This is a genomic window from Youngiibacter multivorans, from assembly GCF_017873395.1.
In the GTDB taxonomy this organism is placed as follows: Bacteria; Bacillota; Clostridia; order Clostridiales; family Clostridiaceae; genus Youngiibacter; species Youngiibacter multivorans.
In genome coordinates this window covers 120,603-142,315 of the sequence record NZ_JAGGKC010000004.1, presented here as the reverse complement: position 1 = coordinate 142,315, position 21,713 = coordinate 120,603, and the positions used below count along the sequence as shown (strand labels likewise).

The window sequence follows — 21,713 nt, the reverse complement described above, 5'->3', positions numbered from 1 at the left end:
CCTCCTACTTACTTGCGTCGATGGCTGCTTTGACAGCATTGACGACTGATTCGCTTGATACCGTGGCACCGCTTACCGCATCCACGGCTATTGTCTCATCAGCTATGGAAAGGTCCTTGAACTGGCTTAAGAAAGCTTCTTCTGAAACCCTTGTGCCCACGCCCTTGGTGTCGTTGACTTCAACGACTTCCACGCTTACTATGGTCTGTTTTTCCTTGTCTATGGTGACTATGAACTTGTTAGGAGCGACCTCTGTGAAGCCTTCCTCAAGGATAGCATAGCCATTTGCAGTAACTGTGAATGTAAGGACGTCTCCGTCTTCCTTCTTGTCAACTACAGTTCCCTTGGTCTTTTCACCAAGAGTCCTGAAAATCTTGATTGACGTTCCGGCTGGCTTAGCCGGCTCCGGTGTCGACGAGCCGCCTTCTATTCCCTTTACGCTGTTGAAGTGCGCCTTGGCTGCATCTATTCCCTTTACTACCGCACTGGAGCTTATTGTCGCTCCTGCTATGGTAGCTATGGAATCTGAAGAAGTCTTACCTACCACGCTGCCTATGAAGTCAGGCTCTCCAACCTTCATTCCATAACCAGGTGTATCTGCAAGCTCTAGAACCTTGAAGCCCTTTATGGTACCGTCATTGCCGATTCCGACTATGAAGGATATTGGAGCTGCAAAGCCCTGAGTAGTTACCTTGTATGCATAGCCTGCATCCTTTGCCTCGTAGGCTGTTGTAATGAGGCCGGTTGAATCCTCTATGGTGATTTCTGCTATTTCTGCAGCGTCAGGGAACATTTCCTTGAGCGCCGTGGTGTCCTGTGATCCTGAGTTCTTCTCTATTACAGGTGCCAGATAGCTGTCAGCGGCCTTTGTTATCCCTCCGGATATGAGAACCACTACAGCCAGGAATGCTGCACTGAATCCTAAACTTTTCTTCATTTCAATCACTCCTTGCCCAGGTCTTCAACAGCCATTCTGACTGCCTTGACTACTGATGTGGAAGACACTGTGGCAGTTGCTACAGCATCGACTGTCGCTGACTTGTCCTCATATGAGAGCCCTGCGAACTGGTCGAGGAAGCTCTTCGCCTTGACCTGAGTGCCGATCCCGTTTGTATCGTTAACCTCAAGAACTGTTACGCTCTCGATCTTCTTGGTTGCCTTGTTGAGCTTAACTTCAACTATGTTAGGCTTCGCGTCAGCGTAGCCTCCCTCAGTTACCGCATAGCCCTTTGCAGACATCTTGTATGTCACAACATCGCCTTCAGCCTTCTTCTCAAGGACTTCAGGCGCATTGGAGGTTGTATCGTTGAACAGCTTAAGGCTGTCGCCGAGAGTAGCTGTAATCTCTTCAGCAGGCGCTTCACCCTCTGCTGCCGCAGGAGTAAGCGTGCTGCCTGCCCAGACTCCAACAAGGAGTGCCAAAGCTGCCATGACTGCTACAAGCTTCTTGTTTCTGCCGATAGTCTTTATCTGCCAGCCGTCTGTATACTTCTCTATGAGAGGAGTAAGCATGTTCATGATAAGGATGGAGTAAAGGACTCCGCCTGGAAGGCTCGCCTTTGTCCTTATGAGGACGGTGAGTATTCCGCAGCCCATTGCAAATATGATCCTGCCTGCAGCTGAGGTAGGATTAGTGACAGGGTCAGTAGCCATGAATACGGCTCCGAACACAAGTCCGCCAGCTGCGATGTGGAATGCCGGGTACCAGAGTCCTGCACCGGTCATGACGCCTATTACAGTTGTTATGACAAGTACGGTTCCGATATAGAATACCGGTACTCTCCAGTCAAGGACCTTCCTGTATGCAAGTATGATTCCAACTATTATGATAAGAAGCTTGCTTGTCTCGCCTATCGCTCCCTGATGGAGTCCGAGGAAAAGACCTGAAAGCCCTCCGAACTGCTGAAGGAATGACTCAACCTTTGTCGGATCTGTTATGATCCATCCAAGCTGGCTCATTGAACTCAGAGGAGTTGCGCTTGACACGATGTCAGCTGCCTTTGCTCCTGCGAATGAAGTCAGTATGAGTGCTCTTCCGGTAGCAGCCGGGTTGAATATGTTCTGTCCGAAACCGCCGAATATGAGCTTTCCTATGAATATTGCAAAAAACGTTCCAAGTGCCAGCGCAACAGCTGATGTGTTGATCTGGACCATCAGGGTAAGTATTATCGCTGTAACAAGCGGGAAGCTTGCCTTGATGTGCTCAGTTACGTTCTTTTTCTTGATTGCAGCATAAGCAGCTTCAGTGACAAGTGCAGTTACTATTGAAGTAACCATGAGTATTACTGCGTGTATCGCATAGGACGAGCCCTCATTCATCGCATAGTATACAAGTGAGAAGGCGAATACCGCGAGTAAGCCCGTAGTGAGCTCCGCCATTATCCGTTTCGTGCTTATGTCGTCTCTGTAGTTGGGGGATGTTCTAACTGTGAATTTCATGCCTCTCACCTCCTATTTCTTAGTTGCTGCCAAAAGCAGCTTCTTAGCCTTTCTGACGTTCTCAGTAACCTCGATCTTGGATGGGCACACATAGGTGCACATTCCGCATTCGATGCACTGGTCAGCCCTCAGCTTCTGTATTAGTGCAACATTGCCTGTCTTCTCGGCATTGTTGATCCTTACAGGAAGGATGCCTGCAGGACATGAGTCGTTGCACTTTCCGCATCGGAGGCATGGAATGGTGTCTATCGGCTTTGCTTCAAGTATTGTTATAGCATTGGATGAAGCTGTTATTACGAACTCGTCAGACTTAATGGCCTTACCCATCATAGGTCCGCCGGCGATTACTATGACATCCGCCTTGGAATATCCGCCAATCTGGTCCATGATTTCACTGACCTTGACTCCGACAGGAACCTTTACGTTCACGGGACTCTTTATGGCATCACCGCTGAATGTAACTGTCTTCTCGACTATTCCTATACCCTTTGTAAGGGCTTCAGCAAATGCAATTGCAGTAGTGGCGTTGTTGACAACTACTCCAAGCTCGCCCGGAAGCTTGTCATACCTTTCCTTGAAGACCTCGAATACGAGAGTCCTCTCCCAGCCCATCGGGTACATGTCAGGAACAGGCCTTATCTTTATGTTAGGCTCATCCTTGACCCTAAGCTGAAGCTTTTCTATGAGCTCCTTCTTCGTCTCCTTGATTGCAATGATGGCATCCTTGGCCGAAGCAGCCTTAATGAACGCCTTTACTCCAAGCATAAGGAGGTCAAGGTTGTCTTCAGTGTTCCTGTAATCCGCAGTAATGTAAGGCTCGCACTCGACAGCATTGATGAGGATGGTAAGCGCATCCTTCATGTACTTCGTGTCCACGCCCTTTGCAAACTTATATTTGATGTAGGCAGGGAATCCAGCTCCGCCGCAGCCGACTATACCGGCATTCATCATGAAGGTGACAAGCTCATCCCTTGTCATTTCCTCGTAGTTAGCAGGCTCGAATGATTTTACTCCCTCGAACTTTCCATCGTTCTCTATTACCAGGTGGTCCGCTGTACCGCCACCGGCATGGACCATGTGCTCCACTCCCCTGACTGTTCCGGAAACAGAAGAGAATATAGGAACAATGAAGTGGTCGTTTCTTTTAGCAATCATAGTTCCGACCTTGACCTGCTCACCGGGCTTTGCGATTATCTCGGTGCAGTTCATTAGGGGTATGTATACCAATGCTCCAGCCTTGATATCTACGACTTCGCTGTGGTTCGTCAATTCCTTGTGGCCATTCAGATGCTTCATCATTGGCCCAATAAATATTGACATCCTGTTCACCCAACCTTTCATAATTTGTTAAAATTTCGATTAAAAATGAACTCCATTAAGAGGAATTTGTATCATTCTTATTCACTTTCCGAATAATTATATCATGAAACCAAATTTAGTGGATATAAAAAAGAGGATTTTGACTCAACTTTAACGTAAAATAGTCGTGTTTGGTTGCTAAGAAGGTTTTCAGGGTAAATGTAAAGGTTATTTATCGTTAATGTTTAGTTTATCATGACATTCATTAATCGTTACATAAAAAGCCATTTGACGCAAAAAAAAGCGGAGGCAACCCTCCGCCGGATAATTATTGGTATGACTAAAGTAAGAAATCGATCCCTACAGGCTTTGAATGCTCATTCATGTATATGAGCATGAAGCTTTCTGTTCCTTCCCTTATCCTAAACGACAGTACCTCGTCCAGGGCCTCTCCTGTCCTTACAAGCACTGTGTCGTCAGCACCTCCGGTGCTTCCAGTTTCTTCAAACATGTCGAAATCAGAATCCTGCCTCTGGAAATGCTGCTTTCTGTAGGTATATGGCTTAACTCCCTTGTTTTCGAGCCTGAGCCATATCCTGAACATGGAATCTGTCTCAAACTGTTCCTTAACCAGCTCAGTTCCTGTAACAGTGACATGGATGTCCCCGCATATGGCCTCTTGATGCTGCATGAAGACCTTCGCAAGAGGTATCCCGATCCTCACTGCGTCCCTTGTCCTTTCAGGCGGCATCCTTGATGAATCACTCTTCCTGTATCGTATGACGCAGCCTGTCGCCATTGCAGCAATTGCTGCTCCGGCTGCGAACGAAAAAATCAACTGGCATTTATTCAACCTCTTCATCAGCTTCTGGTCTCCTTTCTTGCCGAATGTCCCTTCAGCTCGATGGTAACTACATATTCAGCTTCATGGTACTCTATGGGCTCGCTCTTCAGGCTGAACTTCAGTCCCTTGTGCCTGATGGCTATGACCATATTAGCCAGCGCAATACCAATGTCAATCTTGTTGTTTGACTTCAGAAGGGCGTTCTTTATGAATCCCATCCTTGCCCTGAAGAGATGTATCCTCTCATCCTCGATGACGAATCTCCACGGCTGCGTATTCATGTAGGATGGAGAAAGCCTTGCGGCATCAAATATATCCTTGTACTTCCTTTTTACAAGACCCATAAGTACCAGGTCTGAAAGAGGCTTCCTCTTATGGTACCTCGGTGCGGCATAAAGCTCCTCAGGAACCTCAGGAGGCCCGAAGGCTATGGCTGCCACAAGCAGCATATCCTCCTTAAGTTCGGCAAGGCCTTCAAGGTCCTCGGCCGATAATCCGCCTGCAGTTATGCATGTCGCTATGCCCAGGTTGTTTATGGCAAGCACAAGGTGCTCCAGGGAATAGCCTGCAGCCTGACGGTAGCCTGGTCTTTTACCGGCCGCGACTATGATATAGTGCGGCGACTTGACCTTTCCGTATGTGCCGAGTATACCGCTCATCCTGCCATAGAGCTTTTCTCCGTCCTCTACCACCAGAAGTTCGACAGGCAGGCTTTCAAAGAGCTTTGGAGCACTATCCGCCTCTTTCCTAACCCTGTCCATGGCGTCAGCGCTAAGAGGCTCCATAAGGAACCTTCTTGTCGACTTTCTTTTCATTATGTTCTCATACAAATCCATGGACCCACCTCGCAGACTGTTGACACTCTAATTCATTATACCAAAACAATCGGGAAAATTCCTACCTGACCCTATCTATCAGTGCAACAGCCTGGGAAGATATCCCGAGAAGCTCGCCTGTGAATCCAAGACCTTCTTCTGTAGTTGCCTTGATGTTGATATCGGCCTCATCCATGCCCAGGACCTCAGCAACCCTGGACTTCATCTGAGGAATGAATGGAGCCATCTTGGGCTTTTGGGCTATGATGACGCAGTCTATGTTGATCACGCCGTATCCGTCCTCTTCAAGCATCCTTTTCACGTATGAGAGCAGTCCCATGCTGTCAGCCCCCTTGAACCTCTCGTCGGTGTCAGGGAAATGTTTTCCTATGTCACCTTTTCCCAGGGCTCCTATAAGAGCATCCATTATTGCATGAACAAGCACATCAGCATCTGAATGCCCCAGAAGACCTGTCTCGTGAGGTATCCTGACTCCCCCGATTATGAGGTCCCTGCCTTCAACAAGTCTGTGCACGTCATATCCCATTCCAATCCTCATGGTAAATTCCTCCAAAAATCATCTTAATCACCAATATTATATCATCGTTCACGATTCTTTACTGTTTTGTCGCAAATTGACAGTCTTGTATCTGATATAATTGTATAAAAGGTGGGAGACGGAAAAATCATGCTCCCCGAAGGAATGATTGAATATGAAGAGAATAATAGGCGCTTTGCTCATCCTCATCGGACTCGGCACAGTATCCTACACAATGTATATGAGGTATCAGGCGGACAAGGCAAATGAAATCCTTATTGCAAGATTCGAGGAAAGCCTGATCGACCTTGACGACCTGACACCATCTGACGGTCCTGTTTCGGAAAATCCGGTGCTTCCCGGAGACCCAACAGAGGAGGTTCTGCCAGGGGACCCATCCCAGGATGACCCTTCTCAGACTCCAACATCCCCTTCGGCTCCGGTGAAGACAGCTGAGGAGCTTCAAAAGGAACGTGAGGATGTAGTGAACAATGCAATAAAGAACCTGAAGGTAATCGGACTCATTTCCATTCCAAGGATTGGAGTGTACGGTCCAATAGTCGAGGGTATAGGCGACAAGTCGCTTAAGTATGCGGTTGGCCATTTTGAAGGTACAGGACTCCCGGGAAGCGGAAACTTCGCACTGGCATCACACAGGAACTACACATATGCGCACTATTTCAGGGACATCCACAAGCTGAAGGTTGGAGACGAGATCAAGATCAAGACCAAGTCCAAGGAATACACATACGTGGTGACAGGAACCAAGATTGTGTTACCTACTGCAATGGAGGTACTGAACCATACTGACAATTCAACCATAACTCTCGTCACGTGCACCGTAGACAGCACCAAACGCGTGATAGTGTTCGGGAAACTGAAATAACGGGGCCGAAAGGGCCTCGTTCCTTTTTTGGAGGAAACAATGGATATATCCGGAAGATACGGAAATGCGAGGATATTCGCAAAAAGTCTGGAAAGTGAAGCCATAGATCAGATCAGGGAGCTTCTTGACCAGCCTTTTACTAAAGGGGCAAAAATCAGGATCATGCCTGATGCCCACTCAGGTGCTGGCTGCGTCATCGGAACCACAATGACGGTTTCAGGCAAGGCCGTGCCTAACCTGGTCGGAGTCGACATCGGCTGCGGTATGCTGGTAACAAGGCTTGACCTTAAGCATAGGCTGTCCGTCAGGGACCTGGAGAAGCTTGACCACATCATCAGGGATGAAGTCCCATCAGGCTTTTCCATAAGGAAATCAGCCCTTCCTGAAGCGAGGAAGGCGGAAGTCGAAGACCTTCAATGCGCTGGAAGGATGGACCTTAATCGGGCTAACCTATCAGTCGGAACCCTAGGCGGGGGAAACCACTTCATTGAGCTGGACATGGACGACAGCGGAGAGACATACCTTGTCATCCATTCAGGTTCCAGGCATCTTGGAAAGCAGCTTGCTGAACATTATCAGAGTTTGGCAGGCAAGTCACTTTCAGGAAGCGGAATTCCGAGATATCTGGCCTACCTGGAAGGCGCTGACTTCAAGGATTACCTGCACGACATTTCAATTGTACAGAAATATGCTGACCTGAACCGGCATGCAATGGCCCGGGTCATCCTGTCCAAGATGGGATGGGGCATGAAGGATGAATTTTCAACCATCCACAACTACATAGACATGGAGGCCATGGTGCTGAGGAAAGGCTCAGTATCAGCAAAGAATGGCGAACTGTTGCTGATACCCATGAACATGAGGGATGGCTCCCTGCTTTGCACCGGCAAGGGCAACGAAGACTGGAACCTGTCAGCCCCCCATGGCGCTGGTAGGCTCATGAGCAGACACAGGGCAAAGGATACCCTTTCCATGGAAAGGTACACGGATTCGATGAAGGGCATATTTACGACATCTGTATCAAGGTCGACCCTTGACGAAGCACCAGATGCCTACAAGCCAATGGACGAGATACTCGACACTATAGGCGATACCGTGACTGTTGATAAGACACTGAAGCCTATCTATAACTTCAAGTCGCCATGATAAAGCAAATAGGACCAGATAAGGAGATGCAGTATGAACAAGGCAAGGGAAATGGTAAAGGAAAACAAGCTGTGCGTCCTGTCCACAAGCCTGAAGGACGTACCCAACAGCTCACTCATGAAGTATGCGACTGACGAGAAGGTCACAGAAATATACATGATGGCATCAGTTGACAGCGTCAAGTGCAGAAACATCAAGGAAAATCCAAATGTCAGCATGCTGATTGACACAAGGCTTTCAGAGAGTACTCCAAGAGCCCTGACTGTTTACGGGAAAGCAGAAATCGTGTTGGACAAAGAATTAGCGCGCAGTTACCTTGAAAAGCTGCTTAATGTCAGTCCCGATTTATCTGTATTCGGGAAATCGTCTAACTCATGCATAATTATAGTCAGGATCACAGGCTTCCTCCTCATGGATGGTATAACTGAGGGCGGATTCATGGAGGTATAAATGAAGCTGCTGCAAATCTGGAATTCCAGAGATGCAGCAGCTCTTTTTTTCCTTATTATTTCCCAAATACGCAGTAAGCTTTCTGATCGAAGTGTGGTTTGAAACAGAGCTGATGGTTTGAAAAACTCATTATCCTAATCAATTTTGGTTTTTTCAGTACCATCAGTTTTCATCCTGTAAAAATTTTTATCATCAAAGGAATCCTGGTAATAGATCCAGTCTCCGGCTATACTTATTGCATTTAATAGAATATCATCTGACAATAAAGCACTATTCGTACCATCAGTTTTTATTCTATGCAGCTTATCGTTTCCAAAATAATATAACCAGTCCCCGACTACATTGAAATGATATGCGTTGTCATCTGATATGAGTGTCCTGCCCGTGCCATCAGTTTTAATCCTATACAGGTTGTAATTCTCGCGATAATTATAGTAAACCCAGTCTCCGGCGATATTAATATCATAAACAGGTTGATCTGAAACAAGTGCTCTGCCTGTGCCATCAGTTTTCACCTTGTATATTTTTTCTCCCTCGGTTTTGTTTACAAAATATATCCAGTCTCCATCAACACTTAATCTTTTTGCTGAATCATTTGAAATCAAGGTTTTGTTCATACCATCAGTTTGAATCTTATAAAGCTTGCCTGAATCAGAACTATTTGAATAATATATCCAGTCTCCAACTACATTTACAGACATTGCCATATCATCGGATATTTTTGTCCTATTTGTTCCATCAGTCTTTATCTTATATATTTGTTGCATATTATTATTTTTCTCACCCACATTCAGATAGTAAATCCAATCATCAATAACATTAAGGTATCTTGGCTTATCATCTGATAGTGGTATCAATGTTTTACTTGTCCCATCTGTCTTGATCTTATACAGCTGTTCATCAGAATTGCAGTAATAAATCCAGTCTCCCTGCTGTGCAACGAACCCCCAATTAGCTATGTTTCCACTGGTGTTTCCGGCTATCTTGGCGACGGGGTCGTCAGCTGTTGGGGTTGTGGTTGGTTTTGTACTGGGAACAGTAGTAGTGGTTGGGTTTGTGCTGGGACCAGCAGTTGTGGTTGGATTTGTGACGGGTGTGCTGCAGCCTGAAATAATGACTGAAAGCAGAATAGCTGAAATCAGTAAACAGATCACTTTTGCTTTTTTCATGAGCATTCAACCCTCCGAAAAAATTCGCTTTGGAATTGTCACCACTTAAGACCCGAATTTCCTGGCTGCTTCATAGTATCTGTAGTCAGTTGATCCTGGGCGCAAAAAACCCCTCTTCAAATAACAGTGCAATAATCATTGCCATGGCAAAAAAACAGCCTTATGCCAAAACTGTTTACCTGTACCACCTTATCCATTATCCCGTTCCTTGTCCTATAACTCTCCCCATACCTTGTCCCTTATGAGCAGGTAGCTTTTGTCCTCTTCAACCCTGTAATGGAGGTCTGCCTTCCTGGTATCCACCTCTATGAATGACATGGCTGACAGAAGGTCCCTGTCCCTCAGGAAATGCACTGAAATAAGAGGGCCCTTGCCTATCCTCACAAGTATTGTCGCTACCTCGAAGAACTCCATTTCTATCATGTACTTTACAATGAGCGGCTTCCCGAAGTTGTCAAGAAAGTAGTCAAGATCCCCTTCCCTGTCCTTTGTACCCCTTAAGGTGTAGTCACCGGTCAGGATCTCATCAAGCCTTAGCATACGATCACCTCCCTCACCTACATTATATGACAAACGCCTCTTCCTTGTTTAAGGAGAGGCGTTTTAAGATGAATGTTATCAGTTATTTAATATTTTAGTAGGCTTTGCCCCAGACTACCATATGCTCAGCCTTTTCGCCGCAGCATACGCAGGTCTTCGCAATCTCTTCCTGCTCGAATGGCATGCATCTTGAGGAGAGTCCTGCTTCTTCCTTGATCTTCTCTTCGCATGACAGCTTTCCGCACCACATTGCCTTGATGAATCCAGGCTTTGTTTCAGCTGAAAGCTTGAGGGTATCGAAATCCTGAGCTTCTGATGTCATGTTCTCAAGTCTTTCAAGGGCTTTCTCATAAAGAGAGTTGTGAATGTCGTCAAAGAGCTCCTTGATCTTCTGCTCAAGCTCATCCATAGGTACTATGGTCTTCTCTCTGGTATCCCTTCTTACAAGCACTACCTGATTCTGCTCAATGTCCTTTGGTCCGACTTCAAGCCTTACAGGAACACCCTTCATCTCGTATTCGCTGAACTTCCAGCCTGGCTTCTTATCGGAAGCGTCAAGCTTGACTCTTGCATACGCTGAAATTGACTTCCTCAGCTCTTCAGCCTTTTCGAGGACGCCTTCCTTATGCTGAGCGACAGGCACGATGACAAGCTGCACTGGTGCAACCCTTGGTGGGAGTATCAGTCCTGAGTCATCTCCATGAACCATTATTATTGCTCCGATTACCCTTGTCGAAAGTCCCCAGCTTGTCTCATGGACATACTTAAGCTGGCTGTCTTTGTCAGCGAACTTGATATCGAATGCTTTGGCGAAGCCGTCTCCGAAGTAGTGGCTTGTACCAGACTGGAGAGCCTTTCCGTCATGCATCATGGCCTCTATAGTATAAGTGGCTTCAGCTCCGGCAAACTTCTCCTTGTCTGTCTTCCTTCCCTTTACAACCGGTATTGCGAGGAAATTCTTAAGCGCGTCAGCATAGGTGTTGAGCATCCTTAAGGTCTCTTCCTGAGCTTCTTCTGCTGTAGCGTGTATGGTGTGGCCTTCCTGCCAGAGGAATTCAGTAGTCCTGAGGAAAGGCCTTGTTGTCTTTTCCCACCTTATTACGGAGCACCACTGGTTGTAGAGCTTCGGCAGGTCGTTGTATGACTGCACTATGTTTGAGAAGTGCTCGCAGAAGAGAGTCTCTGAAGTAGGCCTTATGCAGAGCCTCTCCGTAAGCTTCTCTTCTCCGCCGTGGGTTACCCATGCAACTTCAGGCGCAAATCCAACAACATGGTCCTTTTCCTTCTGGAGCAGGCTTTCTGGTATGAGCATTGGCATGTACACATTCTCATGTCCTGTTTCCTTGAACCTGTCGTCAAGGTATCTCTGGATGTTCTCCCAGATTGCATAGCCATATGGCCTGAGTATTACCATTCCCCTTACGGTGGAATACTCGATGAGCTCAGCCTTCTTCACGATGTCCGTGTACCACTGTGCAAAATCAACATCCATTGGGGTTATTGCTTCGACGAATTTCTTGTTCTTTTCCATTTCTTTCCTCCCTGAAAATAAAAAAAGCACCAATCAAGGGACCGGAAAACCGGCGGTACCACCCTAATTGACGCACTGCATCCTCTCTTGGCTATAACGGTCCAGTCCGCTGCAAAAGCAGTGCCATGAAGGCGGGTTTCAGGGTACCTTAATCGCAAGGGCTTCCACCATCCCCTCTCGCTTGTACGCCAGGCTTTCCTTACTGCTCCATCATTAAGCATCATTATCATTTAGATTCTATGTTAAAAGCGCTCCGGAGTCAATAAGGAAATTCCGGTGCTCTTAATGGTCTGTGATAATGTCATCCTATAAGTGTGCTGTGATCATGTATTGGATTAACTGAAAATGGCATATGCTTATGAAATCCGGCTAAATTCCAGAAATGCCACAGTTAATATATTTACTGATTACCCCATCATTATGGCCAATTTAATTGCGATTCTTCTTGAGCTGCAATAAAATGTTACTTAAAGACAAATAATTCAAATAACCTTATCCAAATGGGAGGAATCTTCATGCCAAAATTCAAGGTCAAGACCCTGAAAGTCATTTCAGTAATTCTTATTATGATTATGTTTTCTGTGGGATGCGCAGGTGAAGCTGCTGAAAAACCAGGCGTTTCTACAAACCCATCAAACGCCGTTACAGATGGCGGTACAAAGCCCTCTGATACAGCAGCTGGGGAAACTGAAAACAAGGCTATTTCATTTTCGGACCCCGTGTTTGAGAAGCTGCTGAAGGCTGAGCTGAAAAAGGATGAGATCTTACCCTCAGACCTCGAAAAGTTCACCTGGATTGGGATTGGCGGAGACCACTTCATGCAGCTGGCCGGAGGTGACATCAAGGCTAAATCCATAATTCTGTTCTTCGGAACCGAGGTTGAGCTTGAAGGTGTAAGATACAAGGGATTTGGCACCATGAAGACGCTGGACGACCTGAAGCATTTCAAAAATCTTAATGCCATTAATGTAACTCTACAGCCTGAGCTTGACTTCTCAACAATACCTGAAGATGTCCTAGGCCGACTGGTTAACATTATTGTGACCCAAAGCAAGCTAAAAGACATCAGTTTTGTGAAAAATGCAAAATCCTTAAAATCAATGAATATGGCTTTTGGCGAAGTCTCAGACCTTTCCCCTCTAGCAAATTGCAAGGAGCTGCTATACCTGTCAGGCAGCAATAATCCTTTGAATGACTTGAGCCCGCTTGCCGATCTCATCAATCTGAAGACAATAAGTTTTTACAGCAGCCAGATAAAGGATCTGACACCACTTTCAGGACTGGTCAACCTGAAGACCCTGGAGCTTTACAATAACCAGGTTGAGGATATTTCTCCTCTGGCTGGACTAAAGAATCTTAAGGAACTTGAGCTGATTGACAACAAGGTCAAGGATGTATCTCCGCTGAAGGACTTTGAAAGCTTTGATGAGCTGAGGCTTAACGGTAACCCGATTGAAAACATAGAGCTCCTGGACCATATAGAAAATCTGGAATTCGAAGGCTGATGACTGATAATCGTTTTAGGTGAATTCTCAAATTCAATGCCCTGGTATTGCTGTTTTGTTTCAGTATTACCGGGGTATTTTAACCAAATTTCGAAACCTATGGAATCTTGGACCATATTACTGATATAATTCAATGTGAATAAATAACGATTGGAGCAGATTTATGGACCCGGTATTAGTTAAAGACTTGTATGCACTACTATTCACTCTTTCACTTTTCATACTTTTCGGTTCTGAGCTTTACTTCTCGAAGAAGGCTAAGATAGTCAGGCTAAGCAATAACATGCATCTGGCATACTATACCCTTCCTCTTGTAACCGCAATGATATTCATGGTGCTTGGCTTCCAGAACTTCGAGTCTAACACTCTCATGTATATCGGGCTGATTGCAGCCATCGTGGCCTTCTACATCTACATGATGACCCAGAAGAAGATAATCCTGAGGAACGCTGACTATCAGGATATCCAGATGAAGGTCAAGAAATTCCTTGCGAAGGAAAAGATCACCTACAGGCAGAAGGATCCAATGCCTAACGTCAAATCCTATGAGCTTCACAGCACTGAGGGCACACTTGATATCAGGTCCAACGGCAGATGGGTTGAGATCTTCGGAAGAAAGATCGGCGACAATGAGCTCATGAAGAGGCTTACAGCCTATGTTGATTCAGAGATGGCTAACCTTAAGTACCTGAAGCCAAAGGATGACAGGCTGTATACCATACTTATGGTTGTGACTCTCCTGTTCTTCTTCTACAACCTTTACGTAAACCACATGGCCTGAAGGCACAAAAGCACAAGCTGACCGCTTGTGCTTTTTCATTTCAGGATATACCACGATTTGGTCCTTGGGTCCTGATAGAGGTCATACTTATTTCTCTGCCTCTTCACCCTTCCAGTCACGTTATATGTCCTCTCCACGAGACCGTTCCTGTCATTTTCCCTTACGAAGTTCACCTTTTCAACATCAACGATCCTGTAATCCACGCTCTCAATTGAGTAATACCTGAATCTGAACGGGTACACCCTACCATCCCTGAACAGGGAAACCACTTCGCATGGGGTTTTCAATGAAATCACCTCGAATCACGGTAATTGAGGATAATGCCGGCTTCCTAAAATCCGACTATACTGCTTTAACTCAATTATAGAACATATGTTCTATAATGTCAATTAGGTTTATATTGAAACATTCCCTATATATTGTGTCTTAATTCAGATTTATCCACAACATATTGTGGATATGGTGGATAACTACCTGATACTGATAGCCAGTCTTCCGGTGATTTCAAGTATACAGAAAAAAAGTCTTGGTTTCCCAAGACTCATTGTATCCTACAGGTCCAATCCGTTAAGTATCTTCTTCAGCTCACGCATTTCATCGGTAGACAGCGTTATTCCCTTTCCCATCTTCTCATCGTCAGGAGACCATTCCCTTATGTCGAATTTGGCATCCTTGTCGTTCCATGATATGCTCCGCACCTCTTTTGTCCATCCTGACTTGTTTCGCGACAGCACTCCGTGCTTTTCCCTGACCTCATACTTTATCTCTGCCATTTTCGTTTCCTCCCTAGAATTAATTACTTCCCGTTACATTATGTTCAGCTTGCCTTACGCTAATACAAGTGCAGCCTTCTTTAGAACCAATATTTTGGAATGTCCTGTTAAACCAGTCTCCACTTCGCACATCAGGTCATCTTAAGACGATACCTGCCTCTGATTGCCTGGGTGGCGAGTTCCAGATACCGCAAGCAACGCTTCCTTATTCTATTCGAGTCTGCATCTTTCTTACTGGCAAACAGTTTCATGCAGCCCTGTTAACAATATTATACAGTTCTTGAAGCTGATTTTCTGCTCAAGTCAAAAAAAGAAAAGCACCCGGAGGTGCTCTTGAATTTTACAGCCTTGAAGCAAAGTGGTTCATTGCTTCCTTTACCTCATCGATTGCTTCGGGCTTTACCACACTGAAGAATTTCGGCATGATTTCCTGTAGATACGCCATATTGAAGGTTCCGGCAGCCTGCCTTACGAAGCTCTCCTCCAGCAATCCCCTTGCCTCGTCTTTCTTGTCTTCAAGTGCCCGTTCGATGAAAAAGTCATAGAACATTTTCTGTCCTGGATTCATATTTATCTCCTCTATATCCTATTTGCACCACCTAAATCTTAGGCGCATATAGATTATACTAAGTCCATCGTAATGGAGTCAACTCATTGACATGCTCCTTGATGAAGATGAGAAAAGTTAAAGATTGAGAAAAAATAGGATTTAATGCTTCACTTAATCTGAAAGTGCTTGAAAATGCATACGGATATTCAGCTGCCATAGCCGGACCTTGTTTTCATGGCATTAAAAAGGGATCCTCAGCGGATCCCTTATCATTAATTACCTATATATTTATATGGATTCACGGCTGTTCCGTTGACCCTTATCTCAAAGTGAAGATGAGGTCCTGTAGCCCTTCCGGTGCTTCCCATTGATCCGATCCTCTGGCCCTGCTCAACCCTCTGTCCTACCTTTACGCTGTAGGAGCTGAGGTGTGCGTAGAGGCTTGTCAGCCCGCCGCCATGGTTTATTATTACTATCTTTCCGTAGCTTCCTTCGTATCCGACTCTTTCCACAATCCCGCCTCTTGAAGCGAGTATTGAAGTTCCTGAGCCGTTTGCAATGTCAATTCCGGTATGCATGCTTCTTGCTCCGGTAACAGGATGGATCCTGTATCCGAATGGACTTGAAACTCTTCCTGATGCCGGCTTTATAAAGGATTCAGCCTTCTTGACTTCAGCTTCCTTCTTTGACTTCTCACCTGAAAGCTGCTGTATCTCTACGCCAAGCTCATTGAGCCTTGAATCAAGAGCCGTAAGCTCTTCCATTCTGGTGTCAATTCCGCTCTGAAGTAAAATCTTCTGCTCCGCTATCTGGATAAGCTCATTCTCCAAGGATGCTTTTCTAGCTTGCAGTCCTTCAACTACCTTCTCGGCATCTTCGTCGCTCATGTCAAGAAGATTTATCTTCTTGAATGACTGAAGGTCAGATGATAATGCAACATATTCGGTGTACTGGTCAAGTACTGTATATCCGTTTGTAAGTGTCAACAAGAGTTTCCTGAATGCGCTGGGCCTTTCAGTTTCCATTATGCCAAGCTTAGCATTTATGATATCCAGCGTCTCCTGAAGATATTCGCTATGTATGGTATAGGAGTTGATCTCTTCACCAAAGTTTGCCATTTCAGCTGTTTTTGTTTCAGATTCAGCCTTCGCCGCTGTCTCTTCCGCTGCCTTAGCCTTAAGTTCCTTGTTTATAGCTGTAAGCTCTGCCCTTGGATTTCCATCTGCATAAACTGTCACAGCTCCGGTTCCTATTATGAACACTGCCAATGCTACGGCTGCCACCGCTGCCTTGATACTTCTCATTTTACCCCTCCATACTGTCAAACGTGCCGACCCCCGAACGAATCCGACTTCCACATAATAAATTAGCGGTGTGAAGAACTTGTAAAGATTTGTAAACTTTTTGTCATGTTTATGAGTTCATCACACATTAGTGTGAATACTTATCTTTTTCGCAACAAAAACAGGTTTGCATCGATGATTCATCAATACAAACCTGAATGTGTTCCGTTAATTTATATGTAAACCTTTTGAAAATATCTTTTTGTCTACGCCATATATCCGAATATGAAGAAATAGTGAAGTATGCTCCCTCCAAGTATGAAGAGGTGGAAAAGCTCATGGAAGCCAAAGGAAAGCGCAAAATTGGGCTTCTTAATGATGTATATGAAGCCACCGATGGTATAAAGAAGCCCACCCAGAGCCAGAAGCAGGAATCCTGTGAACGGTACTGCGAGATATATCGGCTTTATAAAAAATACGACTATCCAGCCCATCAGTATGTAGCCTGAGGTGTATACAGCCCTTGGAATTCCATTCACGAATATCTTGAGGATTATCCCAAGCGCCGCGATTCCCCAGATCACAGCAAGCATCGCCACTCTCTGCCATCCGGATAGTATTGTAAGAAGCACCGGTGTGTAGGTGCCTGCAATTAGGACGTATATCATGCTGTGGTCGAGCTTCTTGAGTTTCAGGATCTGCTTCTCGCTTCCCATGTAGCCATGGTAAATTCCGCTCGCAAGGTACAAAAGTATAAGGCTCACTCCGAAGATCGCAGCTCCTGTTATATCTTTGGCTCCTGTTCCTGACAGAACCCTCTGGACTACGAGAATGATGAGGCCGAATACCGAAAGGACTGCACCTCCCAGGTGGGTAAGTGAGTTGACTGGTTCTCTTAATATATTTTTCATTTAATCCTCCTGATGTAGTTTTCAAAACTATGTGTTATCATATTCTTATTATACACAAGAAAGTACATCCTGCAACATTGCAGGTCCATTATTTTTCCATTAACATTATATTACGTAAAAAGCGAGGTGCCACATGGAGCTAAAAGGAGCCGAAAGGCTGCATCCACTGCCAAGGATCGAAGAATATACGGACATAGACCTTTATATGGATCAGGTCATAACCTTTATGGAGAAGAAATATCCAAGAAGGCCTCTTACCAAGACCATGATAAACAACTATACGAAGGACAGGATCCTTCCGCCCCCGATAAGGAAAAAATACTCAAGGGAACATCTGATGCTGCTTTCACTGCTTCAGGTACTGAAGGGTACTCAGAGCCTTCCCGAGGTTAAGAAAGTTCTTCATCCTATATCACAGGAGCTTGCAAAGGGAGATTCGACTCCTCTGTACAAGCAGTACAGGTCATTCCTCTCCATGCAGGACGAGCTCGACAGGATAGTTAGCAGCGCTATGGACGAGATGTCCCAGCTTTCAGCAGACAAGGGCATACGTGCCTTCATAGCTTCAGCAATGGCCTCGTACTTCAGCGACCTGACATCAGAGATAATCGGAGAGATGGATTAGTTCACAATCCTTTTCATTTGTATAAAATATGATTTTATACAAATGATTTAACCTTTGTTCATTGCCGATTAACAACTGAAGTCCGAAACATGTGTATCATTATCATTAGATAATATAAGCAAAGGACTGGTTAGAATGGCAAGGACAATGGAAATTGGCGAGGTGCACATCAATGCATCAAATATCGTGGATCTCGCTGCATATTACAGGACACTGGGACTCTCATCCGAAAGGAATGGGGATACAATAGAGCTCAAGGCAGGTAAAAGGACCCTTATCGTACTTCATGAGACAAAGGCTTCGAGACGTCATGAGGTTGGTCTTTATCATTTTGCAATAAGGCTGCCTTCAAGAAGGGACCTGGGGGATTTCATCCAGAATCTCATCGACAGAAGGATATCCGCAACAGGTGCGTCAGACCACAAGGTTTCTGAAGCAGTATATCTTTCAGATCCCGAGGGCAATGGCATTGAAGTATACAGGGACAGGGAAGAATCAGAATGGTACGATGACGGAGAAATCACCATGACTACTGAAGCAATGGACCTAGACGGAGTTCTCGGTGAAAGGTCCTACGGACCATATCAGGGAATGCCTGATGGTACTGATATAGGACACATCCACCTTCACGTACTTGACCTGGATGCATCAGAAAAGTTCTACAGGGATTCATTTGGAATTGAGAAGATGATGGATGTTGAGACAGCAATCTTCACCTCGAGGGACGGCTACCATCACCATATTGGCATGAACACCTGGCTTAGAGGAACCCCAAAGGAGAAGGAGGACGGTCGACCCGGCCTCAGAGGCTATGTCATCAACCTTTCAGATGATGCTTTCGACACCCTCTTCAAGGATTCACCAGAAGGCCACAAAGAGCTAAGGGACCCTAACAACATACTGATAACTGTAAAAAGAGGCATATCCAGCTAGAATATCAAAATGCAAATCAGTCATCCATCAGCGTATAACTGACAGGACAGTAAAAGGGTGTCGCAGCGTGCGGCGCCCTTTTACTGTCCATATACGGTTCCTGATCTTTATCTATATTTGAATCTTCATTTCTCAAATTCAGAGAAATCCATGACCCTCCAGTTCCTAAGACAAGTCACAGCTCTTTGCCTGCTGTTCCATTTCCTTCAGCAAAACTCGTTTTTAGTACGATATGAAGAAGCACAAGGGAATACAGGTACTTTATGAAAAGCTCCACCAGAATGGAATCTGGCAGGATTCCATCTGGAACCATCCCTCTGATTAGAGTGAATACGACCGAACTGCCGATTATGATGATTGTAATCTTAGGCCTGCTGACCTTCATATCATTCACTCCAGGTATCTGCTTAACAGCATAAAATGCCATGGCTATGACTATAGCTGGTATAGCCAGATACCTCAGAACGAGGGAATCCATCAGCCAATCTACCGTATCTGCAGCAACAAGCAATATTCCAGTAATGAGCCAGACTAGAGAATATATCCAGATGAATCGCTTCCCGAGCATCACCATACCTCCTGATGTACTAAAATGTTGACCTTCAGTTATTGCTCTTATTATATACCATCATATCATACAGGATCTTAATGATAATCGAAGATGTAAAAAAATCAGGGTGCCACAGTCTAGCGGCACCCTTCCTTCTACTTTTTCTCTATTATATAGCCCTTCCTGTAGGCGGTGACCAGCTGCAGAAGGTCCTCGACCTGCAGCTTCAGATCCTTTCCAATATCTGTATCTGAAACCCTTCGTCTGTCCCTGAGGTTTTCAAGGACTACCATTGTTGATACGATGTCCATGCCTTCCTCGATTGCCTTTGCTGTTGATTCGAAGGGTTCATGGCTTACAAGCTTCAGGCCGTGTGAGTTGTAAATAAGCGTGTAGCCTGCGATTCCGGTTTCCTTCTGGTAAGCCTTTGAGAAGCCTCCGTCTATTACCAGGAGCTTGCCATTTGCCTTTATCGGGCTTTCTCCCTTTACAACCTTGACAGGTACATGGCCATTGACCATATGCGATGTATTGGGGTCAAGGTCAAAATCCTCGAGAATCTTCTCTATCCATTCCACATTGTCCCTGTTAGTGTAGTAGTCGTTGTTAACTTCCTTATGGGTTTCCTTCTCTGCTAGGAAATACCTCTCGAAGGTAGCCATCTTGCTCTTGGCAAATAGTGGTGATGCAGGTCCGCACCAGAGATACCACATGGCATCCTGACCGGCCTCCCTCCTTATGGGATCATTGTCGTAGTAGCCCTGCCTTGCAAGCCTTTCAAGCCTGTCCATGGCATCCCTTCCAACGCATTCCTCTCCATCTATATTTACCGGCATGAAGGTTCCGTCACTGTTCATCGGAACGCAGCCGTGTATCAGAAGATTTGCATTGAACACAAGATACATGCTGCCTTTAGAATAGAGTGTCCTCATATGCTCGTTGAGCCTGTATGAATTCTGGAAGGAATTCTTAAGCCTCTCCACCATGTCCTTCTCATCGTCGGTAAGAAGGAATGGGTTCTTTGGGTCTATTGTCGGGAAGTCGCAGCTGCTGAGCTTGTACTCCTTTCCGTCAATCATGACAGTACCCTTCTCGTAGTCTATGACGTCAAGAATCATCCTGTCATTCATCTTGTACTCAGGATGCCTGTATATAAGCTGCCCTTCAAGCTTCATCTGTATGACAAAAATGGCCTTGTGCATAAGGGCTGTCATCTCAAGCTCCTTCTGGCTCTTCTCAAAGGATTCGCTTCCCTTTGGCCAGAAAGGCTTCAGGTCATGACCGCTGTAGTGTTCTGATGCGAACCGTGCTAGGGGCAGAAGATTTATCCCGTACCTGTCCTCAAGTATGGTCAGATTGTCATATCTCGCTGTTATCCTTATTACATTGCATATGAGCGCAGGGCTTCCCGCTGCCGCTCCCATCCATATGATGTCATGGTTACCCCACTGGAAATCCATTGAATGGTAGGATATCAATGTATCCATTATTATGTCAGCACCAGGTCCTCTGTCGAACACGTCCCCGATGATATGAAGCCTGTCTATGGAAAGCCTCTGGATCAGGTTCGATATTGCAACTATGAACGCCTTCGCCCTGTCGAGCTCGACTATGGTTTCAATGATCCTGTTGTAGTATTCCTGCTTGTTAATCCTGTCCTCACTCTCATTAATAAGCTCTTCCAGGATATAGGCGAACTCCGGCGGAAATGCCTTCCTTACCTTCGATCTCGTATACTTCGATGAAACTCTCTTTGCAACCTGAATTAGCCTGTATAGGGCTGTTATATACCAGTCCTTCATCTCCCTTTCACTGATATCGATCTGGTCCAACTTCTCCTCAGGATAGTAAATGAGAGTTGCAAGGTCCTGCTTTTCGCTCTCCCTCAGCGCATTCCCGAAAATCTCGTTGATCTTTGTCTTTACGACTCCTGAAGCATTCTTCAAGACATGCCTGAAAGACTCATACTCGCCGTGGACATCAGATATGAAGTGTTCAGTGCCTTTTGGAAGGTCCAGTATCGCCTGAAGGTTCACTATCTCTGTTGTCGCATCGCTAATTGACGGATACTGCTTTGCAAGCAGCGTAAGGTAATCAATGTCTCTTTCTTTGGTGCAAATCCTGTCTGTTACTCCCCCGTTCATC

General features: G+C 45.5%; 23 protein-coding genes. 7 read left to right on the top strand and 16 right to left on the bottom strand.

Features of this window, described 5'->3' with window-relative positions; translation table 11 throughout:
• Nucleotides 1-4: 4 nt before the first annotated feature.
• The 6 genes from J2Z34_RS03925 to ispF all read right to left on the bottom strand — a co-directional run bounded on the left by J2Z34_RS03925 (nucleotide 5) and on the right by ispF (nucleotide 5,956).
• Complete coding sequence (locus J2Z34_RS03925; RefSeq protein ID WP_209458560.1) at nucleotides 5-937, bottom strand: FMN-binding protein; 933 nt, start codon at nucleotides 935-937, stop codon at nucleotides 5-7.
• 5 nt (nucleotides 938-942) lie between these two features.
• Nucleotides 943-2,439, bottom strand: a complete 1,497-nt coding sequence (locus J2Z34_RS03920; protein WP_209458559.1) for an RnfABCDGE type electron transport complex subunit D — start codon at nucleotides 2,437-2,439, stop codon at nucleotides 943-945.
• Nucleotides 2,440-2,451: 12 nt separating this feature from the next.
• Nucleotides 2,452-3,759 (bottom strand): RnfABCDGE type electron transport complex subunit C, encoded by a 1,308-nt coding sequence (locus J2Z34_RS03915; protein ID WP_209458558.1) that lies wholly within the window; start codon nucleotides 3,757-3,759, stop codon nucleotides 2,452-2,454.
• A gap of 319 nt (nucleotides 3,760-4,078) precedes the next feature.
• Nucleotides 4,079-4,600, bottom strand: coding sequence for a hypothetical protein (locus tag J2Z34_RS03910; RefSeq protein WP_209458557.1), 522 nt, complete (start codon nucleotides 4,598-4,600; stop codon nucleotides 4,079-4,081).
• On the bottom strand, nucleotides 4,600-5,418 hold the full coding sequence (locus J2Z34_RS03905; protein ID WP_209458556.1) for a nitroreductase family protein: 819 nt from the start codon (nucleotides 5,416-5,418) through the stop codon (nucleotides 4,600-4,602). Before J2Z34_RS03905 ends, J2Z34_RS03910 begins: the two co-directional genes overlap by 1 nt.
• A 61-nt stretch (nucleotides 5,419-5,479) precedes the next feature.
• Nucleotides 5,480-5,956, bottom strand: a complete 477-nt coding sequence (gene ispF / locus J2Z34_RS03900) for a 2-C-methyl-D-erythritol 2,4-cyclodiphosphate synthase (protein ID WP_209458555.1) — start codon at nucleotides 5,954-5,956, stop codon at nucleotides 5,480-5,482.
• Nucleotides 5,957-6,110: 154 nt separating this feature from the next.
• On the opposite strand from ispF, the gene J2Z34_RS03895 reads away from it, so the two are divergent.
• Genes J2Z34_RS03895 through J2Z34_RS03885 form a run of 3 tightly spaced genes read left to right on the top strand, consistent with a single transcriptional unit; the run spans nucleotide 6,111 to nucleotide 8,417 of the window.
• A complete protein-coding gene (locus J2Z34_RS03895; RefSeq protein ID WP_209458554.1) occupies nucleotides 6,111-6,821 on the top strand; it encodes a class D sortase in 711 nt (236 codons plus the stop codon).
• A 39-nt stretch (nucleotides 6,822-6,860) separates the two neighbouring features.
• Nucleotides 6,861-7,967 (top strand): RtcB family protein, encoded by a 1,107-nt coding sequence (locus J2Z34_RS03890; protein WP_209458553.1) that lies wholly within the window; start codon nucleotides 6,861-6,863, stop codon nucleotides 7,965-7,967.
• 33 nt (nucleotides 7,968-8,000) lie between these two features.
• Nucleotides 8,001-8,417: a pyridoxamine 5'-phosphate oxidase family protein gene (locus J2Z34_RS03885; protein WP_209458552.1), complete on the top strand. Its 417-nt coding sequence runs from the start codon at nucleotides 8,001-8,003 to the stop codon at nucleotides 8,415-8,417.
• Nucleotides 8,418-8,551: 134 nt separating this feature from the next.
• Here J2Z34_RS03885 and J2Z34_RS03880 read toward each other — a convergent pair whose 3' ends face one another.
• The 3 genes from J2Z34_RS03880 to proS all read right to left on the bottom strand — a co-directional run bounded on the left by J2Z34_RS03880 (nucleotide 8,552) and on the right by proS (nucleotide 11,657).
• Nucleotides 8,552-9,586, bottom strand: a complete 1,035-nt coding sequence (locus J2Z34_RS03880; RefSeq protein ID WP_209458551.1) for a DUF5050 domain-containing protein — start codon at nucleotides 9,584-9,586, stop codon at nucleotides 8,552-8,554.
• 213 nt (nucleotides 9,587-9,799) lie between these two features.
• On the bottom strand, nucleotides 9,800-10,126 hold the full coding sequence (locus J2Z34_RS03875; RefSeq protein ID WP_209458550.1) for a hypothetical protein: 327 nt from the start codon (nucleotides 10,124-10,126) through the stop codon (nucleotides 9,800-9,802).
• A gap of 94 nt (nucleotides 10,127-10,220) precedes the next feature.
• A complete protein-coding gene (gene proS, locus J2Z34_RS03870) occupies nucleotides 10,221-11,657 on the bottom strand; it encodes a proline--tRNA ligase (RefSeq protein ID WP_209458549.1) in 1,437 nt (478 codons plus the stop codon).
• 515 nt (nucleotides 11,658-12,172) lie between these two features.
• On the opposite strand from proS, the gene J2Z34_RS03865 reads away from it, so the two are divergent.
• Nucleotides 12,173-13,162 carry a leucine-rich repeat domain-containing protein gene (locus J2Z34_RS03865; protein ID WP_209458548.1) on the top strand — a complete coding sequence of 330 codons (990 nt, stop codon included), beginning with the start codon at nucleotides 12,173-12,175 and terminating at the stop codon, nucleotides 13,160-13,162.
• Between the two features lie 163 nt (nucleotides 13,163-13,325).
• Nucleotides 13,326-13,943, top strand: a complete 618-nt coding sequence (locus J2Z34_RS03860) for a hypothetical protein (RefSeq protein WP_209458547.1) — start codon at nucleotides 13,326-13,328, stop codon at nucleotides 13,941-13,943.
• A gap of 35 nt (nucleotides 13,944-13,978) precedes the next feature.
• Here the strand turns inward: J2Z34_RS03860 and J2Z34_RS03855 are convergent, their stop codons facing one another.
• The 5 genes from J2Z34_RS03855 to trhA form a co-directional block, all read right to left on the bottom strand.
• Complete coding sequence (locus tag J2Z34_RS03855) at nucleotides 13,979-14,239, bottom strand: hypothetical protein (RefSeq protein ID WP_209458546.1); 261 nt, start codon at nucleotides 14,237-14,239, stop codon at nucleotides 13,979-13,981.
• 255 nt (nucleotides 14,240-14,494) lie between these two features.
• Nucleotides 14,495-14,716: a YdbC family protein gene (locus tag J2Z34_RS03850; RefSeq protein ID WP_209458545.1), complete on the bottom strand. Its 222-nt coding sequence runs from the start codon at nucleotides 14,714-14,716 to the stop codon at nucleotides 14,495-14,497.
• Between the two features lie 340 nt (nucleotides 14,717-15,056).
• Entirely contained in the window at nucleotides 15,057-15,284 is a 228-nt protein-coding gene (locus tag J2Z34_RS03845) for a hypothetical protein (RefSeq protein ID WP_209458544.1), read from the bottom strand.
• A gap of 254 nt (nucleotides 15,285-15,538) precedes the next feature.
• Complete coding sequence (locus tag J2Z34_RS17730) at nucleotides 15,539-16,570, bottom strand: M23 family metallopeptidase (RefSeq protein ID WP_280922298.1); 1,032 nt, start codon at nucleotides 16,568-16,570, stop codon at nucleotides 15,539-15,541.
• 245 nt (nucleotides 16,571-16,815) lie between these two features.
• A complete protein-coding gene (gene trhA, locus J2Z34_RS03835; RefSeq protein ID WP_209458543.1) occupies nucleotides 16,816-17,460 on the bottom strand; it encodes a PAQR family membrane homeostasis protein TrhA in 645 nt (214 codons plus the stop codon).
• A gap of 133 nt (nucleotides 17,461-17,593) precedes the next feature.
• Here trhA and J2Z34_RS03830 point away from each other — a divergent pair, with 133 nt between their 5' ends.
• Entirely contained in the window at nucleotides 17,594-18,085 is a 492-nt protein-coding gene (locus J2Z34_RS03830; RefSeq protein ID WP_209458542.1) for a DUF1836 domain-containing protein, read from the top strand.
• Between the two features lie 135 nt (nucleotides 18,086-18,220).
• Nucleotides 18,221-19,018 (top strand): VOC family protein, encoded by a 798-nt coding sequence (locus tag J2Z34_RS03825; protein ID WP_209458541.1) that lies wholly within the window; start codon nucleotides 18,221-18,223, stop codon nucleotides 19,016-19,018.
• Nucleotides 19,019-19,193: 175 nt separating this feature from the next.
• On the opposite strand, the gene J2Z34_RS03820 is transcribed toward J2Z34_RS03825, so the two are convergent.
• Both J2Z34_RS03820 and J2Z34_RS03815 read right to left on the bottom strand, forming a co-directional pair.
• Nucleotides 19,194-19,586 (bottom strand): hypothetical protein, encoded by a 393-nt coding sequence (locus tag J2Z34_RS03820; RefSeq protein WP_209458540.1) that lies wholly within the window; start codon nucleotides 19,584-19,586, stop codon nucleotides 19,194-19,196.
• A gap of 137 nt (nucleotides 19,587-19,723) precedes the next feature.
• Complete coding sequence (locus J2Z34_RS03815) at nucleotides 19,724-21,712, bottom strand: fructose-1,6-bisphosphatase (RefSeq protein ID WP_209458539.1); 1,989 nt, start codon at nucleotides 21,710-21,712, stop codon at nucleotides 19,724-19,726.
• Nucleotide 21,713 lies beyond the last annotated feature (1 nt).

What these genes read in the sequence shown, in the direction of transcription:
- J2Z34_RS03925 (WP_209458560.1), bottom strand. Translation starts at nt 937, where the DNA reads ATGAAGAAAAGTTTAGGATTCAGTGCAGCATTCCTGGCTGTAGTGGTT.
- J2Z34_RS03920 (WP_209458559.1), bottom strand. Translation starts at nt 2,439, where the DNA reads ATGAAATTCACAGTTAGAACATCCCCCAACTACAGAGACGACATAAGC.
- J2Z34_RS03915 (WP_209458558.1), bottom strand. Translation starts at nt 3,759, where the DNA reads ATGTCAATATTTATTGGGCCAATGATGAAGCATCTGAATGGCCACAAG.
- J2Z34_RS03910 (WP_209458557.1), bottom strand. Translation starts at nt 4,600, where the DNA reads ATGAAGAGGTTGAATAAATGCCAGTTGATTTTTTCGTTCGCAGCCGGA.
- J2Z34_RS03905 (WP_209458556.1), bottom strand. Translation starts at nt 5,418, where the DNA reads ATGGATTTGTATGAGAACATAATGAAAAGAAAGTCGACAAGAAGGTTC.
- ispF (WP_209458555.1), bottom strand. Translation starts at nt 5,956, where the DNA reads ATGAGGATTGGAATGGGATATGACGTGCACAGACTTGTTGAAGGCAGG.
- J2Z34_RS03895 (WP_209458554.1), top strand. Translation starts at nt 6,111, where the DNA reads ATGAAGAGAATAATAGGCGCTTTGCTCATCCTCATCGGACTCGGCACA.
- J2Z34_RS03890 (WP_209458553.1), top strand. Translation starts at nt 6,861, where the DNA reads ATGGATATATCCGGAAGATACGGAAATGCGAGGATATTCGCAAAAAGT.
- J2Z34_RS03885 (WP_209458552.1), top strand. Translation starts at nt 8,001, where the DNA reads ATGAACAAGGCAAGGGAAATGGTAAAGGAAAACAAGCTGTGCGTCCTG.
- J2Z34_RS03880 (WP_209458551.1), bottom strand. Translation starts at nt 9,586, where the DNA reads ATGAAAAAAGCAAAAGTGATCTGTTTACTGATTTCAGCTATTCTGCTT.
- J2Z34_RS03875 (WP_209458550.1), bottom strand. Translation starts at nt 10,126, where the DNA reads ATGCTAAGGCTTGATGAGATCCTGACCGGTGACTACACCTTAAGGGGT.
- proS (WP_209458549.1), bottom strand. Translation starts at nt 11,657, where the DNA reads ATGGAAAAGAACAAGAAATTCGTCGAAGCAATAACCCCAATGGATGTT.
- J2Z34_RS03865 (WP_209458548.1), top strand. Translation starts at nt 12,173, where the DNA reads ATGCCAAAATTCAAGGTCAAGACCCTGAAAGTCATTTCAGTAATTCTT.
- J2Z34_RS03860 (WP_209458547.1), top strand. Translation starts at nt 13,326, where the DNA reads ATGGACCCGGTATTAGTTAAAGACTTGTATGCACTACTATTCACTCTT.
- J2Z34_RS03850 (WP_209458545.1), bottom strand. Translation starts at nt 14,716, where the DNA reads ATGGCAGAGATAAAGTATGAGGTCAGGGAAAAGCACGGAGTGCTGTCG.
- J2Z34_RS03845 (WP_209458544.1), bottom strand. Translation starts at nt 15,284, where the DNA reads ATGAATCCAGGACAGAAAATGTTCTATGACTTTTTCATCGAACGGGCA.
- J2Z34_RS17730 (WP_280922298.1), bottom strand. Translation starts at nt 16,570, where the DNA reads ATGAGAAGTATCAAGGCAGCGGTGGCAGCCGTAGCATTGGCAGTGTTC.
- trhA (WP_209458543.1), bottom strand. Translation starts at nt 17,460, where the DNA reads ATGAAAAATATATTAAGAGAACCAGTCAACTCACTTACCCACCTGGGA.
- J2Z34_RS03830 (WP_209458542.1), top strand. Translation starts at nt 17,594, where the DNA reads ATGGAGCTAAAAGGAGCCGAAAGGCTGCATCCACTGCCAAGGATCGAA.
- J2Z34_RS03825 (WP_209458541.1), top strand. Translation starts at nt 18,221, where the DNA reads ATGGCAAGGACAATGGAAATTGGCGAGGTGCACATCAATGCATCAAAT.
- J2Z34_RS03820 (WP_209458540.1), bottom strand. Translation starts at nt 19,586, where the DNA reads ATGCTCGGGAAGCGATTCATCTGGATATATTCTCTAGTCTGGCTCATT.
- J2Z34_RS03815 (WP_209458539.1), bottom strand. Translation starts at nt 21,712, where the DNA reads ATGAACGGGGGAGTAACAGACAGGATTTGCACCAAAGAAAGAGACATT.